Origin of the sequence: Pseudomonas putida (genome assembly GCF_001976065.1) — a bacterium.
Taxonomy (GTDB): domain Bacteria; phylum Pseudomonadota; class Gammaproteobacteria; order Pseudomonadales; family Pseudomonadaceae; genus Aquipseudomonas; species Aquipseudomonas serbica.
The window spans coordinates 467060-481646 of the sequence record NZ_MNAH01000003.1; the positions used below are offsets into that span (position 1 = coordinate 467060).

A 14587-nucleotide genomic window follows, 5' to 3' on the forward strand; every position below is an offset into this window, starting at 1 on the left:
GCCTGTTACTGCTGGTTCTCCTGCTCGGTAAACAGATCGCTGAACAGCATGCTCGACAAATAACGTTCACCGGAATCCGGAAGGATCACCACAATGGTCTTGCCCTGCATTTCCGGGGTCTCCGCCAGGCGTACCGCCACGGCCATCGCGGCGCCGCAAGAGATGCCGCACAGGATGCCTTCTTCCTGCATCAAGCGCAGGGCCATGGCCTTGGACTCCTCGTCGGTGACCAGCTCCACCCGGTCGACGATCGACAGGTCGAGGTTTTTCGGCACGAAACCGGCGCCGATACCCTGGATCTTGTGCGGGCTCGGCTTGATTTCTTCACCGGCCAACGCCTGGGAAATCACCGGTGATACGGCGGGCTCCACCGCCACCGAGACGATAGGTTTGCCCTGGGTATTCTTGATATACCGCGAAACGCCGGTAATGGTTCCGCCTGTTCCGACACCGGCCACCAGGACATCCACGGCACCGTCGGTATCGTTCCAGATTTCCGGCCCTGTGGTTTTTTCGTGAATGGCCGGGTTGGCCGGATTGTCGAACTGCGCCGGCATGAAATAGCGGGCCGGATCACTGGCCACTATTTCACCGGCCTTCTCGATCGCGCCTTTCATGCCCTTGGCCGGCTCGGTCAGCACCAGTTCCGCCCCCAGTGCCTTGAGTACCTTGCGGCGTTCGATGCTCATGGATGCCGGCATGGTCAGCATCAATTTGTAACCACGGGCGGCGGCAACGAAGGCCAGGCCGATACCGGTGTTGCCGGAAGTCGGCTCGACGATGGTCATGCCCGGCTTGAGTTTGCCTGTGCTTTCGGCGTCCCAGATCATGTTGGCGCCAATTCGGCACTTGACCGAATAACCAGGGTTGCGCCCCTCTATCTTGGCCAGGATGGTGACGCCGCGCGGCGCGATACGGTTGATCTGCACCAACGGCGTGTTGCCGATGGAATGGGCATTGTCAGCGTAGATACGGCTCATGGCTGGGTCCTTAACGACAGCATTGAAATAGGGCATCAAGGTAAGCCTCTTGCCCTTGGGCGTCCAGTCAGGTCGAACGTCCGGGCAGCAGCGCAGTCAATGGCTTTAGAACGCCAGAGAATTACCACCATGAAACGTCGATACCGCTGGCCGTTGTGGAGCTTCGCCGGCCTCCTTGTGCTGTTGATTGCCCTGCACTTCGCCCTGCCCTACCTGGTGCGCGACTACCTCAATGACAGGTTGGCGAACATGGGTGATTACCGCGGCCAGATCACCGACGTGGACCTGGCGCTGTGGCGCGGAGCCTACAAGATCAACGGCCTGAAAATCGTCAAGGTCGAGGGCAAGGTGCCTGTGCCCTTCGTCAACGCGCCACTGATCGACCTTTCGGTCAGCTGGCATTCCCTGTGGTACGACCACGCGGTGGTTGCCGAAGTGATGTTCTTGAAGCCCGAAGTCAACTTCGTCGACGGCGGAGCCAATAAGCAAAACTCGCAAACTGGTGAAGGCACCGACTGGCGTGCCCAACTGGGTAAATTGCTGCCAATCACCCTGAATGAAGTGCGGATCAACGATGGCAAGATCAGCTTTCGCAACTTCAATTCCAAACCACCGGTGAACATGAATGCCACCAAGGTCGACCTGAGTATTTACAACCTCACCAACGTGGTCGATTCCAAAGGCAGGCGCGCCGCCCGCTTCGAAGGCAAGGCGCTGCTGTTGGGGCACGCCCCTCTGGAAACCACGGCCACCTTCGATCCGCTGAGTAATTTCGAAGATTTCGAGTTTCGCATGCGGGCCCGGGACATTGAGCTCAAACGCATGAACGACTTTGCTTCGGCCTACGGAAAGTTCGATTTCAATGCCGGCCATGGTGATGTGGTCATCGAAGCCGAGGCGAAAAAAGCCAAATTGACGGGTTATATCAAACCGCTGCTCAGGGACGTCGACGTGTTCAACTGGCAACAGGACGTGGAAAACAAGGACAAGGGGATTTTTCGCTCCATTTGGGAGGCGATCGTCGGCGGCTCGGAAACCGTGCTGAAAAACCAGGGCAAGAATCAGTTTGCGACCCGCGTCGAACTCCGGGGCAACGTCCATCAAAAAAATATCAGCGCGTTCGAGGCGTTTTTGCAGATTTTACGCAATGGTTTCATTCAGGCATTCAATGCCCAGTATGAACGACCCAAGCCGGACGCCGGTTAACGTTGCCCATGACGATGTAACGCCCGGTGTCCTCGGCTGATGCTGCGGGCTGCGAGCGCATCCATATCGCCAAAATGGCGATAGCTCGATACTGGCCAGCCGCCAAGACTCGGTCAAGATGTGACGCTCCATTCAGAGACTGAATAAGCCGTCTGCGTTCACAGTCGACCGGACTGCGCGTTATAGTCGGGGCTGACCATTTTATTGCACCTTTTATTGCACCTTGCGCCCTGCCTCGCTCAGGCCGGCGTTACCGTTCGAGGATTAGCAGATGAAGTTCGAAGGCACCCAGGCCTACGTCGCCACCGATGACCTGAAGCTGGCGGTCAACGCCGCCATCACCCTGGAGCGGCCACTGCTGGTCAAGGGCGAACCAGGCACCGGCAAGACCATGCTCGCCGAGCAACTGGCCGACTCCTTTGGCGCCAAGCTGATCACCTGGCACATCAAGTCCACCACCAAGGCGCACCAGGGCCTCTATGAGTACGACGCCGTCAGCCGCCTGCGCGATTCGCAACTCGGCACAGAGAAGGTCCACGACGTTCGCAACTACCTGAAAAAGGGCAAGCTCTGGGAAGCCTTCGAATCGGAAGAGCGGGTCATCCTGCTGATCGACGAAATCGACAAGGCCGACATCGAGTTCCCCAACGACCTGCTGCAAGAACTCGACAAGATGGAGTTCTACGTCTACGAGATCGACGAGACCATCAAGGCCAAGAAGCGCCCGATCATCATCATCACCTCCAACAACGAGAAAGAGCTGCCGGATGCCTTCCTGCGCCGCTGCTTCTTCCACTACATCGCTTTCCCGGATCGCACGACGATGCAGCGGATCGTCGACGTGCATTACCCGGACATCAAGAAAGACCTGGTCAGCGAAGCGCTGGATGTGTTCTTCGACGTGCGCAAGGTGCCAGGCCTGAAGAAAAAACCCTCGACTTCCGAACTGGTGGACTGGCTGAAGCTGCTGATGGCCGACAATATCGGCGAAGCGGTGCTGCGCGAACGCGATCCGACCAAGGCCATCCCGCCGCTGGCCGGCGCTTTGGTGAAGAACGAACAGGACGTGCAACTGCTGGAGCGTCTGGCGTTCATGAGCCGTCGCGGCACCCGCTAAGAGGCTGATGCCATGCTGCTCAACCTGTTCAATGAAATGCGCGCAGCCAAGGTACCGGTCTCGGTGCGCGAGCTGCTGGACCTGATCAACGCACTGAAACAGCGCGTGACCTTCGCCGACATGGATGAGTTCTATTACCTGTCCCGGGCGATCCTGGTGAAGGACGAAAAGCATTTCGACAAGTTCGACCGGGCCTTCGGGGCCTACTTCAATGGCCTGGAAAAGCTCGACGATCACCTGCAGGCGTTGATTCCGGAAGACTGGCTGCGCAAGGAGTTCGAGCGCTCGCTGACCGATGAAGAGCGCGCGGCGATCCAGTCCCTCGGCGGCCTCGACAAGCTGATCGAAGAATTCAAGAAACGCCTGGAAGAACAGAAGGAACGCCATGCCGGCGGCAACAAGTGGATCGGCACCGGTGGTACCAGCCCGTTCGGTTCCGGCGGTTTCAACCCGGAAGGCATTCGGGTCGGCGATGCCGGCAAGCGCCAGGGCAAGGCGGTGAAAGTCTGGGACCAGCGCGAGTACAAGAATCTCGACGATTCAGTCGAACTGGGCACGCGCAACATCAAGGTCGCCCTGCGCCGCTTGCGCAAGTTTGCTCGCCAGGGTGCGGCGGAGGAGCTGGACATCGATGGCACCATCGACCACACCGCCAAGGATGCCGGACTGCTGAACATCCAGATGCGGCCGGAGCGTCGTAACACCGTCAAATTGTTGCTGCTGTTCGATATCGGCGGCTCGATGGACGCCCACGTGAAGATCTGCGAAGAGCTGTTCTCGGCCTGCAAGACCGAGTTCAAGCATCTGGAGTATTTCTACTTCCACAACTTCATTTATGAATCGGTGTGGAAGAACAACATGCGTCGCACCTCAGAGCGCACCTCGACCATGGACCTGCTGCACAAGTACGGCGCCGACTACAAAGTGATCTTCATCGGCGACGCCGCCATGGCGCCTTACGAAATCACCCAGCCGGGTGGCAGCGTCGAGCACTGGAACGAAGAAGCCGGTTATGTCTGGATGCAGCGTTTCAGGGAGAAGTACAAGAAACTCATCTGGATCAACCCGTATCCAAAGGACACCTGGGGCTATACCTCATCGACCAACATCGTGCGGGATTTGATCGAGGACCAGATGTATCCGCTGACTCTTCGGGGGTTGGAGGAAGGGATGCGGTTTTTGTCCAAGTAGGACGCCGATCGTTCCCACGCTCTGCGTGGGAATGCATCAAGTGACGCTCCGCGTCACAGGGACGCGGAGCGTCCCGGGCGGCATTCCCACGCAGAGCGTGGGAACGATCATTGTGGGGTAAATCGGCGCAAATACTCGACCTGCTCGCGATGCGCCACCTCCTGCACCACCGGCCGCAACCGCACCTGCGCCCCCGGCAGACACTGCGCCAACCGCGCCAACGCCAACGGCGTCAACGCCCCCAATCGCGGATAACCGCCAATGGTCTGCCGATCATTGAGCAACACAATCGGCTGTCCATCCGGCGGCACCTGCACCGCCCCCAACGGAATGCCCTCGGAAATCATCGGCTTGCCCTGGTACTGCAACGCCGTGCCCAGCAGACGAATGCCCATGCGATCAGCACGACTGTCGAGGCTCCATGCGCTGTTGAATGCATCGAACAGACTCTGCCCGCTGAACTCACCGATTTGCGCACCGAGCACCAGATCCAACGGCGCCTCAAGATTCAGATTTGGCCGCTGGTCTGCGGTCAACTCCCGCAACAACATCACTGAGTTGCCCGAATAGCTCAAGCTCGCCCCTTTGCCCAGCGCATGCCCCATGCCATCCAGTCCGCCGAGCTCCTCACGAACCACTGTTGCGCTGCTGCCCAACACCTTCGGCGCATCGAAGCCTCCCGGCGCGGCCAGGTAGGCACGGGCACCGAGCAATGGCTGGGTGAAATGCAAACGCTGCCCCTTTTGCAGCCTGAAGCTGCGCCACGGTGCCAGCGGTTCGCCGTCCACCTGCGCGCCAAGATCCGCCCCGGCCAAGGCCAGCACGCATTCTTCCTCGGCCACTACGGTAAACCCGCCGAGGGTGATTTCGATCACTGGCGCATCCAGCCCGTTACCCAGCAGCCAGTTGGCCCAGGACATCGAACGCCAATCAGCCGCGCCCCCCTGGGTCACGCCCAGGTGCCGCACGCCAAAACGACCGGCGTCTTGCAACAGGCACAGCGGTGTACTTGCTTCAATCGTCAGTCGGCTCATGCCTGGGCCTCCAGTGGCGTGTCGTCACCGCCCAGGTTGATGAATTCGGCATGACCGATCGCTTCGAAGCGCACGGTGTCGCCCGGTTGCATCAGGCTGTAGCCATCGCGGTTGCGGTCGAACAATTTGGCCGGGGTGCGACCGATCAGGTTCCAGCCGCCTGGCGATACCACCGGATAGGCAGCCGTCTGCCGTTCAGCAATGCCGACACTGCCAGCGGCGACTTTTTTGCGCGGCGTGCCCAGGCGCGGGGCGGCGAGGACTTCTTCCACCAGGCCCATGAACGCGAACCCCGGTGCGAAGCCCAGGGCGAACACCTGGTACTCGCGGGCGCTGTGACAGCGGATCACCTCTTTGACCGCCAACCCACTGCGTTGCGACAACAAGCTCAATTCCGGCCCGACACTCAAGTCATACCACACCGGCAGCACATGACACTTGCCGGGAGTGCGCGCATTGGGCGACAAGTCGATCAACGCTTCGGCAATCAATTCCCGGGCCTGGCCCGGGCTCAGGCGGGTCAAGTCGTAATGCACCATCAAGGTCGTGTAGGACGGCACCAGGTCGATCAGCTGTTCACCGAACGCTGCTCGCAGACTTTCGCTGGCTGCGAGCATCCACGGCATGTTGGCTTCGGCGATCTCATCGAACAGACGCACCATCAGGCAATCGAGCGCGACCACTTCTACCCGCAGTTTCATGACGCGCCCTGCTGATTCAGGGCTTCACGAATGCGTCGCACGGCGGCCACCGAACTGGCGTTGTCGCCGTGCACGCACAGGGTATTGGCCTGCAGGTGCAAGGCGCTGCCGTCACTGGCAGTGAGGTCGTCGCCACGGGCAATGATCAACGCCTGCTCGATGATTGTTTCCGGATCATGATGCACTGCCCCTGGCAGTTGCCGCGACACCAGCCTGCCGGCGCTATCGTAGGCGCGGTCGGCGAAGGCTTCGAACCACAGGGTCACACCGTACTCCTCGCCCAACTGCTGCGCGGCGCTGTTATCACGGGTGGCCATCAGCATCAACGGCAGGCTGCGGTCATAGGACGCCACGGCCTGCAGCACCGCGCGTAGTTGCGCCGGGTTGGCCATCATGTCGTTGTACATCGCGCCATGGGGCTTGACGTAGCTGACCCGCCCACCCTGGGCCCGGCAGATGCCGTCGAGGGCGCCGATCTGGTAATGCAGGATGTCCTGCAGTTCCTGGGTGGCATAGGCCATGGAACGGCGGCCGAAACCGACCAGATCCTGATAGGCCGGGTGGGCGCCGATCTGCACACCGTGGCTGAGGGCCAGGCTGACGGTCTTACGCATGATGCTCGGGTCGCCGGCATGGAAGCCGCAGGCGATGTTGGCGCAATCGATGAAGGGCATGACTTCCGCGTCCAGACCCATGGTCCAGTTGCCAAAGCTTTCGCCAATGTCGCAGTTCAATAGCAGGCGGCTCACGCTGAACACTCCTGTAGGCATTATTCTTTTTAGCTGTGGGACATATCCGTATGACACGCCCCGCAGGTTACCAGTTACTGGGCGTCGAGTTGCTTGCCACGGGTTTCCGGGAGGCTCAGGGCTGCGAGGATCACCACGCCGTAGGACACCGCCGCAAAGGCACCGATGCCGACACTCAGCGGTACCGTCTGGCTGAGCAGGCCGATCAGCAGCGGGAACAACGCCGCCAGCGCCCGGCCGATGTTGTAGCAGAAGCCTTGGCCCGAACCACGAATGCGCGTAGGGAACAGCTCGGTCAGGAACGCACCCATGCCACTGAAGATGCCCGAGGCAAAGAAGCCCAGCGGAAAGCCCAGCCACAGCATCACACCGTTGCTGACCGGCATTTGCGTGTACAGCAGCACAATGGTGAACGAACCGACAGCGAACAGGATGAAGTTCTTTTTGCGACCGAGAATGTCGGTCAGATAAGCGCTGATGACATAACCAACGTAGGAACCGACGATCACCATCGCCAGATAACCGCCGGTACCGAGTACGCTCAAGCCGCGTTCGTTCTTCAGGAAGGTCGGCAGCCAGGAGGTGATGGCGTAGTAACCACCCAGCGCACCGGTGGTCAGCAGCGAAGCGCGAATCGTGGTGAAGAGCATGCCGGGCGCGAAGATCTCGTAGAACTTCGACGGGTTGCTGGGTTCCTGTTTGGCCTTGGCTTCGCGGTAGATTTCCGGGTCCTTGACCAGGCGGCGAACGAAGATCACGAAAATCGCCGGCACGATGCCGAGAATGAACAGCGCACGCCAGGCGTCTTCCGGCGGCATGATCGAGAACAGCAGCGCATACAGGATCGCGGTCAGGCCCCAGCCCAGCGCCCAGCCCGATTGCACCATGCCGACGGCCTTGCCGCGGTCCTGGGCGCGGATGACTTCGCCGATCAGCACAGCGCCGGCGGTCCACTCGCCGCCGAAACCAAAGCCCATCAGGGTCCGCGCAATCAGCAGTTGTTCGTAGCTTTGGGCGAAACCGCAAAGGAAGGTGAAGAAGGCAAACCACAGCACCGTCAGTTGCAAGGTGCGCACGCGACCGATGCGGTCGGAGAGAATTCCCGCCACCCAGCCACCGATGGCCGAAGCGATCAGCGTGCTGGTGTGAATCAGCCCGGCCTGGCCAGTGGTGATGCCCCACATGGCAATCAGGGTCGGCACCACGAAGCTGAGCATCTGGGTGTCCATGCCATCCAGGCCATAGCCGATCTTGCAGCTCCAGAAGGTGCGGCGTTCCTGCTGATTGATGTTGCGGTACCAGTCGAAAGGTCCCGGGCGAGCCGTGGCTTTCGGAATGACGGTGGTGTCGGGCGCACTCATGGCAAATCTCCGCGCTGATTTTATTGGTATTGTTCTGAGCCCCGACGACGCCTATCGTGGGAACCGGATGTGCCGATTTTTGGACGCGCCAGCGCTCTGCGTCCAACTAATAAAAACCCGCCCTAGCCATAAGAAAAACTTGATCACATGAACCTGAAGTTTCTCGAGACCTTCGTCTGGGTCGCCCGGCTCAAGAGTTTCCGCCTCACCGCCGACAAGCTCTTCACCACCCAGGCGTCGATTTCCAGCCGCATCGCCGTGCTCGAAGGCGAGCTTGGGGTAAAGCTGTTCCTGCGCGATTCACGGGGTGTGAGCCTGACGCCCGAAGGCTTGAAAGTGCTCGAATACGCCGAGCAGATGATGGACACCATGCAAGCGCTCAAGCAGTCGATCGAAACCCGTTCCTGCAAGGCCGGGCGCGTGCGCATCGGTGTGATGGACACGGTGATCCACACCTGGCTGAGCCCGTTGGTGGCGCAGATGACCGATCACTATCCGCTGGTGGAAATCGAACTGGTGGCCGATACCTCGCTGAACCTCTGCGATCAGCTGCAAAAAGGCTTTCTCGATGTGATCCTGCAAACCGACCTGCTGCGCCAGGAAAGCGTGCGCAGCCTGGAACTGGCCAGCCACCCCATGGGCTGGATCGTCGCCAGCAACTCGCTCTACAACCGCGATTACTCAGGCATCGCCGACCTGGCCAATGAGCGGATCATTACCTACTCGAAAAACTCCCATCCCCATCAGGAAGTGCTCGCGCTGATGCAGGCCAATGGCGTGATTGCGCCTCGGCTGAACTGCGTGAATTCGGTCTCGGCGATCACTCGCCTGCTGCGCGACGGCTTCGGCATCGGTGCATTGCCCCCGGTACTGGTGGCCGAGGAACTGGCGCGGGGTGAATTGACCTTGCTGGACATCGACCAGCGACCACCGGACCTGCAAGTGGTGGTGTCGTGGCGGGTCGGCGTGGAATGGGTCGAGGAAATTGTGGCGTTGTGTCAGCAGGTGCTGGAGGGGTATGCGCGCCGGGTGGGTGAAGACTACATCGTTTTGAATCGCTGAAGATCCTGTAGGAGCTGGCTTGCCAGCGAAGGCGCAATGCCTGACACACCGCATCGCTTGATTCGCTAGCAAGCCAGCTCCTACAAACCGCGCAAATCCCGCTCTTCGATCGGCCGGCTCTGACGCAAACGCTTGCCGCCCAACACCACCCAGTCGATCAGGCGGAACAGGCACTCGATCCCGAACGACAGCAGCAACGCGCCGCTCATGCCCCAGATCATCGCCTCCGGGGTCAGCAGGATCTGGTAGCTGTAGCCATTCCAGGTTTCCTTGCGAATGTCCGCGTCCGCAGCCAGCACCACTTGCAGGAAGCGGATGTACCACGGCCCCTGCATCGCCTGGAACTGCTTGTCCAGCGCCACCTGGCGGGTCAGCAGGTTGCCCAGGCTGTCGGCGTCGCTGCGAAAGATCGGGTCTTCACTGGCGCGGTAGTGGGCGACCAAGGCCTGCATGTCGCCCTTGAAGAACTGATTGGCCGTGTTCTGGAACCCGCTCAACCCGGACTGCGCTTCAATCAGGTGCGCTTCGACCCGCTTGGCATAATCGTTGATGAACCCCGGCACCTGGACACCGATCAACAGGCCCGCCGCAAACAACACCAGCCGTAGATAACTGAGCAACATGGGGATGATCCTTATGCGGTCCTGCCCTGGCTGACGCATTCGCCGCGTCGCCACAGGCTCCATTGGCCTGGCTCGTAGCGGGTCCAGGTTTCATTTTCGGTCAAGGGTTCGGTGGCGATCACCGTGACCACGTCATTGGGCGTGGTTTCGGCCTGGAAGTCGACGATCACATCGACGTCCTTCAGGCGCGCCGGGCCGAACGGGGCTCGACGGGTGATCTGCGCCAGCTTGGTCGAGCAATAGCAGAACAGCCAGTCGCCATCGCTGAGCAGGCAATTGAACACGCCCCTGCTGCGGTATTCGGCGCAGGCGGCGACCAGGTCCGGCAGCAGTTCTTCAACCTCCACCGGCTCGGGAAAGGCCGCCCGCACGCGGTTGAGCAAGTCACAGAACGCCGCTTCGCTGTCGGTATCGCCAACGGGGCGGTAGAAGCTGGCCGTGGGCTGAAAATCCGCCAGTTGGCCATTATGGGCAAAACACCAGTTACGGCCCCACAACTCGCGCACGAAGGGATGGGTATTGGACAGGCAGACCTTGCCGACGTTGGCCTGGCGGATATGCCCGATCACCACTTCGCTCTTGATCGGGTAGCGTTGCACCAGGTTAGCCACTTCCGACTCGCAGCTCGCCGCCGGGTCCTGGAACAGGCGCAAGCCCCGGCCTTCGTAGAAAGCGATGCCCCAGCCGTCACGGTGCGGACCGGTACGCCCACCGCGCTGCATCAGCCCGGTGAAGCTGAACACGATATCGGTCGGGACATTGGCGCTCATGCCCAATAGCTCACACATGCTCGGACTCTCGCTTCATGGCAGGGACACGGTCACAGACGGGGTTCGACGCGCATCCGCTGGGGATTGCCCGGCACAGGCGGACGACCGTAGCGATCATCGCCGGCACCGCCAAAAGGGTGGTCCTCTTCCGGCTCGTCGGCGCGGGCAGCAGCCTGGGCCGCGGCGGCCTGTTCCCGGCGGGCCTTGGCGCCGCGTTCGAGCATGAAACGCGCCCCCGCGAACACCAGGTAGATACCAAAAGCGATCATGGCGTACATCAACAGGTCGGAAATCGCCCGCCATGCGTTGTTGCCGACCTTGAACAACAGGTCAAGGGCGGTGATGGCAAGGGCCGGGGCCACTTTTTCCTTCACCGGGTCGATGATGGTCGGGCTGAACAGCAGCACCGCCACCAGTAAACGCAGGGGTTCGCGCAGCCAGCGCCACATCCAGCGGGTGATGCGCATCCACACCAGCAGGCAGCCCAAGGCGGCAAAGGCGTAGAGGCCCCAAGCGATCAGATAGTCGTTCTCGGTCATGGTGTCCATGGCAAGGCAGGCAAAGAGGCGCTTATGATAACGGCTTTTCGTCCATCAGGCTGCCCAAATCCAGCCAGCAACTCACGACCCCCGTGGGAGCGGGCTTGTTCGCGAAAGCGGTGTGTCAGTCAACAGAGATGTTGAATTTGCTGACCCCTTCGTCGGAGCGCCGCCCGGAGCAAGCCCGCTCCCACAGGTTGTGAACCCCTATTCAGTAAACTGTTCGAGAGACTTTCATGCCCCTATCCGCCAACGTTTCCGACGCCCCGATCGCCCGCAAGGCCGAAGGACCCGACCCGTACGCCTGGCTGCAGGAGCGCGACAGCGCAGCGGTGCTCGACTATCTCAAGGCTGAAAACCGCTATCAGGAAGCGCAAACCGCCGATCAGGCCGGGTTGCGTGAAACCCTGTTCGAGGAGATCAAGGGCCGGATTCTCGAAACCGACCTGTCCCTGCCCTCGCCGTGGGGACCGTACCTGTATTACACGCGCACCACGGCCGGCGACGAGTATGCCCGTCACTACCGCTGCCCGCGCCCGGTCGACGACAGCCTGGTCCTCGACGAAAGCCGGGAGCAACTGCTGCTGGACCCTAACGAACTGGCCAAAGGCGGTTTCTTTTCCCTCGGCGCGTTCAGCATCAGCCCCGATCATCAACGCCTGGCCTACAGCGTCGATTCCACTGGCGATGAGATCTACACGCTGTTCGTCAAGGAATTGTCCGACGGGCGCGTCAGTGAACTGGAATTCCAGGACTGCGACGGCAGCATGACCTGGGCCAACGACAGCCTGACCCTGTTTTTCGGCGAACTGGACGACACTCACCGCCCGCACAAGCTGTTGCGGTACCGCCTGGATGGCACGGCGGCCGAAGAAGTGTTCCATGAAACGGACGGCCGCTTCTTCATGCATTGCTACCGTTCGAGCTCCGAACAGCAATTGCTGCTGTCCGTGGGCAGCAAGACCACCAGCGAAGCCTGGGTGCTCGACGCCAACCTCCCGCACCTGCCCTTTACCTGCGTGGCGCCCCGCCAGGAAAACCATGAGTACGATGTTGACCACGGCGCGCTCGACGGCCAATGGACCTGGTTCATCCGGACCAATCGCGACGGCATCAACTTTGCCTTGTACACCGCCGTCGATACCGGCGTGGCGCCGACCGAAGCCGATTGGCAGAACCTGATTCCCCATAGCGACACGGTGATGATCGATGGCATGAGCCTGAACGCGGGCGCCATGACCCTGAGCCTGCGGGTCGGCGGTTTGCCGGTGATCGAGGTTCACCCGCAGGACCTGCCGAGCTATCGGGTGCAACTGCCGGACGCAGCCTACAGCCTGCACGTGCAGAACAGCCTGGAATTCGTCAGCGAGCGGATACGCCTGCGCTACGAAGCGTTGAACCGTCCGGCGCAAATCCGCCAGCTGGAACTGGTCAGCGGCGAGCAGAAAGTGCTCAAGCAAACCCCGGTGCTGGGCCCGTTCGACGCCGACGCCTACGTCAGCCAGCGCTTGTGGGCAACGGCGCCCGATGGCACGCAAGTGCCGATCAGCCTGGTGGTCAAGCGCGAAGCACTCGGCAAGCCGGTTCCGCTTTACCTGTACGGCTACGGCGCCTATGGCGAAAGCCTCGACCCGTGGTTCTCCCACGCGCGCCTGAGCCTGCTCGATCGCGGCATGGCGTTCGCCATCGCTCACGTTCGCGGCGGCGGTGAACTGGGCGAAGCCTGGTATCGCGCCGGCAAGCAGGAGCACAAGCAGAATACCTTCAGCGACTTCATTGCCTGCGCCGAACACCTGATCGCCAATGGCCTGACCACCGCGCCGCAACTGGCGATCAGCGGGGGCAGCGCCGGCGGCCTGCTGATCGGGGCAGTGCTTAATCAGCGGCCGCAGCTGTTTGGCGCGGCGATCGCCGAAGTGCCGTTCGTCGATGTACTCAACACCATGCTCGACCCGGAGCTGCCCTTGACCGTTACCGAATACGACGAGTGGGGCAATCCTGAAGAGCCGCACGTGCATGATCGGATCAAGGCTTATGCGCCTTACGAAAACGTCACCGCGCAAGCCTATCCGCCGACTCTGGTGATCGCTGGCTACAACGACAGTCGCGTGCAGTATTGGGAAGCGGCCAAATGGGTGGCGAAATTGCGCGCCACCAAGACCGATAACAATCCATTGCTGCTCAAGACCGAACTGGGCGCCGGCCATGGCGGGATGAGCGGTCGATACCAGGGATTGCGTGACGTAGCGCTCGAATATGCATTTTTGTTCAAGGTGTTGGGGGTTGCCTGAGGAACTTGGCTGGGTGCGCGGGTCTTAATCGCGCACAACGCAAGCCGATACAACACTGACCCACCTGTGGGAGCGGGCTTGCTCGCGAAGGCGATTTTTCAGTCAACCTCTGTGTTGAGTATTTTGGCCTCTTCGCCAGCAAGCCCGCTTCCACAGGGTTACCGGACCGCACGACATGTCAGAACCCACCTTACTGAACAACGAAATTCGCAACTGGCTGATGGACTGCGGCCTGTTCAATCAGCTGCTGCCGGCGGAGTTCGCCGCGGCCTCGGGTTATTTCAGCCTCAGCACCATTGCCCAAGGCGAAGAAATCTTCCACGAGGGCGATGCCGGCAGCTTCATGTGCATCATCCATACCGGCCAGGTGGCGGTGCAGAAGACCACCAGCGACGGCCAGCAGGTGACCATCGCGACGCTGCGCAGCGGTCGCTCGTTCGGCGAAATGGCCGTACTCGACGGCGAACGCCGTTCGGCCAGTTGCGTGGCCGCGAGCAACTGCCAGTTGCTCAACCTGGGCAAGGATTCGCTGGAAAAGATGCTCAATGAGGCTCCGAAAATCGCTGCCAAAATCATCCGCGCCCTCGCCGTCTCACTCTCCAAACGCTTGCGCATGGCCGACGGGCAACTGCTGGCGCAACAGGTTTAACCGCCGGGCGGCTTGACCTTCGGCGGGTTCTGCTCGATCCCCGGCACTGGCTGGTCCTTGGTCGGGGGGCTCGGCATCTCGATCGGCACCAAGGGTGGGCCGCTACTGCCTGGACCCACTTTAGGCTGGGGTGCAGGGCTGATCTGCGGATACGGCGTGGGCGTTGCGGTGCCTGGCGAACCGGGCATTGGCGCGGGACTGATCGGCGTTGTCTGCAGTTGCTGGGCCTGCACTGCAGTTATCGAGAGCGCGGTCAGGGCAATGGCCGTTAGAATGGTGCGCTTCATCAATGGCTCCGTTGGCCTTGTGGTCTT

At 61.0% G+C, this 14587-nt stretch carries 15 protein-coding genes; 6 read left to right on the plus strand and 9 right to left on the minus strand.

Going from position 1 to position 14587, the window contains the following annotated elements:
* Positions 1–5: 5 nt before the first annotated feature.
* Positions 6–980, minus strand: coding sequence for a cysteine synthase A (cysK, locus tag BKX96_RS13265; RefSeq protein WP_046816794.1), 975 nt, complete (start codon positions 978–980; stop codon positions 6–8).
* 99 nt (positions 981–1079) lie between these two features.
* On the opposite strand from cysK, the gene BKX96_RS13270 reads away from it, so the two are divergent.
* The 3 genes from BKX96_RS13270 to BKX96_RS13280 all read left to right on the plus strand — a co-directional run bounded on the left by BKX96_RS13270 (position 1080) and on the right by BKX96_RS13280 (position 4494).
* Complete coding sequence (locus BKX96_RS13270) at positions 1080–2186, plus strand: DUF748 domain-containing protein (protein WP_508607232.1); 1107 nt, start codon at positions 1080–1082, stop codon at positions 2184–2186.
* Between the two features lie 271 nt (positions 2187–2457).
* Positions 2458–3303 (plus strand): AAA family ATPase, encoded by an 846-nt coding sequence (locus BKX96_RS13275; protein WP_046816792.1) that lies wholly within the window; start codon positions 2458–2460, stop codon positions 3301–3303.
* Between the two features lie 12 nt (positions 3304–3315).
* A complete protein-coding gene (locus BKX96_RS13280; protein ID WP_077184150.1) occupies positions 3316–4494 on the plus strand; it encodes a vWA domain-containing protein in 1179 nt (392 codons plus the stop codon).
* Between the two features lie 107 nt (positions 4495–4601).
* On the opposite strand, the gene BKX96_RS13285 is transcribed toward BKX96_RS13280, so the two are convergent.
* From BKX96_RS13285 to BKX96_RS13300, 4 genes are all read right to left on the minus strand, one after another.
* Positions 4602–5528, minus strand: coding sequence for a 5-oxoprolinase subunit C family protein (locus tag BKX96_RS13285; RefSeq protein WP_077184152.1), 927 nt, complete (start codon positions 5526–5528; stop codon positions 4602–4604).
* Positions 5525–6229: a 5-oxoprolinase subunit B family protein gene (locus BKX96_RS13290; protein WP_046816789.1), complete on the minus strand. Its 705-nt coding sequence runs from the start codon at positions 6227–6229 to the stop codon at positions 5525–5527. Before BKX96_RS13290 ends, BKX96_RS13285 begins: the two co-directional genes overlap by 4 nt.
* Positions 6226–6978 (minus strand): 5-oxoprolinase subunit PxpA, encoded by a 753-nt coding sequence (locus BKX96_RS13295; RefSeq protein WP_046816788.1) that lies wholly within the window; start codon positions 6976–6978, stop codon positions 6226–6228. The genes BKX96_RS13290 and BKX96_RS13295 overlap by 4 nt, the downstream gene beginning before the upstream one ends.
* 74 nt (positions 6979–7052) lie before the next feature.
* Positions 7053–8339, minus strand: coding sequence for an MFS transporter (locus BKX96_RS13300; RefSeq protein WP_077184155.1), 1287 nt, complete (start codon positions 8337–8339; stop codon positions 7053–7055).
* Between the two features lie 147 nt (positions 8340–8486).
* Here BKX96_RS13300 and BKX96_RS13305 point away from each other — a divergent pair, with 147 nt between their 5' ends.
* Complete coding sequence (locus BKX96_RS13305; RefSeq protein ID WP_046816786.1) at positions 8487–9401, plus strand: LysR family transcriptional regulator; 915 nt, start codon at positions 8487–8489, stop codon at positions 9399–9401.
* 80 nt (positions 9402–9481) lie between these two features.
* Here BKX96_RS13305 and BKX96_RS13310 read toward each other — a convergent pair whose 3' ends face one another.
* Genes BKX96_RS13310 through BKX96_RS13320 form a run of 3 tightly spaced genes read right to left on the minus strand, consistent with a single transcriptional unit; the run spans position 9482 to position 11342 of the window.
* Positions 9482–10024: a DUF2937 family protein gene (locus BKX96_RS13310; protein ID WP_077184157.1), complete on the minus strand. Its 543-nt coding sequence runs from the start codon at positions 10022–10024 to the stop codon at positions 9482–9484.
* A gap of 11 nt (positions 10025–10035) precedes the next feature.
* A complete protein-coding gene (locus BKX96_RS13315) occupies positions 10036–10812 on the minus strand; it encodes a class II glutamine amidotransferase (RefSeq protein ID WP_077184159.1) in 777 nt (258 codons plus the stop codon).
* Between the two features lie 32 nt (positions 10813–10844).
* A complete protein-coding gene (locus BKX96_RS13320; protein WP_046816783.1) occupies positions 10845–11342 on the minus strand; it encodes a hypothetical protein in 498 nt (165 codons plus the stop codon).
* A 227-nt stretch (positions 11343–11569) separates the two neighbouring features.
* On the opposite strand from BKX96_RS13320, the gene BKX96_RS13325 reads away from it, so the two are divergent.
* The gene (locus BKX96_RS13325; protein ID WP_046816782.1) at positions 11570–13624 is read left to right on the plus strand and encodes a S9 family peptidase; all 2055 of its coding nucleotides are present in this window, start codon (positions 11570–11572) and stop codon (positions 13622–13624) included.
* Between the two features lie 175 nt (positions 13625–13799).
* Complete coding sequence (locus BKX96_RS13330; RefSeq protein WP_077184161.1) at positions 13800–14273, plus strand: cyclic nucleotide-binding domain-containing protein; 474 nt, start codon at positions 13800–13802, stop codon at positions 14271–14273.
* Here the strand turns inward: BKX96_RS13330 and BKX96_RS13335 are convergent.
* Positions 14270–14560, minus strand: coding sequence for a hypothetical protein (locus BKX96_RS13335; RefSeq protein WP_046816780.1), 291 nt, complete (start codon positions 14558–14560; stop codon positions 14270–14272). The two genes, BKX96_RS13330 and BKX96_RS13335, sit on opposite strands and share 4 nt — an antisense overlap.
* Positions 14561–14587 lie beyond the last annotated feature (27 nt).

Bases quoted from the DNA above. Each gene is read 5' to 3' on its own strand.
- cysK (WP_046816794.1), bottom strand. From the start codon at position 980: ATGAGCCGTATCTACGCTGACAATGCCCATTCCATCGGCAACACGCCG.
- BKX96_RS13285 (WP_077184152.1), bottom strand. From the start codon at position 5,528: ATGAGCCGACTGACGATTGAAGCAAGTACACCGCTGTGCCTGTTGCAA.
- BKX96_RS13300 (WP_077184155.1), bottom strand. From the start codon at position 8,339: ATGAGTGCGCCCGACACCACCGTCATTCCGAAAGCCACGGCTCGCCCG.
- BKX96_RS13270 (WP_508607232.1), top strand. From the start codon at position 1,080: ATGGCTTTAGAACGCCAGAGAATTACCACCATGAAACGTCGATACCGC.
- BKX96_RS13275 (WP_046816792.1), top strand. From the start codon at position 2,458: ATGAAGTTCGAAGGCACCCAGGCCTACGTCGCCACCGATGACCTGAAG.
- BKX96_RS13325 (WP_046816782.1), top strand. From the start codon at position 11,570: ATGCCCCTATCCGCCAACGTTTCCGACGCCCCGATCGCCCGCAAGGCC.
- BKX96_RS13290 (WP_046816789.1), bottom strand. From the start codon at position 6,229: ATGAAACTGCGGGTAGAAGTGGTCGCGCTCGATTGCCTGATGGTGCGT.
- BKX96_RS13335 (WP_046816780.1), bottom strand. From the start codon at position 14,560: ATGAAGCGCACCATTCTAACGGCCATTGCCCTGACCGCGCTCTCGATA.
- BKX96_RS13280 (WP_077184150.1), top strand. From the start codon at position 3,316: ATGCTGCTCAACCTGTTCAATGAAATGCGCGCAGCCAAGGTACCGGTC.
- BKX96_RS13310 (WP_077184157.1), bottom strand. From the start codon at position 10,024: ATGTTGCTCAGTTATCTACGGCTGGTGTTGTTTGCGGCGGGCCTGTTG.
- BKX96_RS13315 (WP_077184159.1), bottom strand. From the start codon at position 10,812: ATGTGTGAGCTATTGGGCATGAGCGCCAATGTCCCGACCGATATCGTG.
- BKX96_RS13320 (WP_046816783.1), bottom strand. From the start codon at position 11,342: ATGGACACCATGACCGAGAACGACTATCTGATCGCTTGGGGCCTCTAC.
- BKX96_RS13305 (WP_046816786.1), top strand. From the start codon at position 8,487: ATGAACCTGAAGTTTCTCGAGACCTTCGTCTGGGTCGCCCGGCTCAAG.
- BKX96_RS13330 (WP_077184161.1), top strand. From the start codon at position 13,800: ATGTCAGAACCCACCTTACTGAACAACGAAATTCGCAACTGGCTGATG.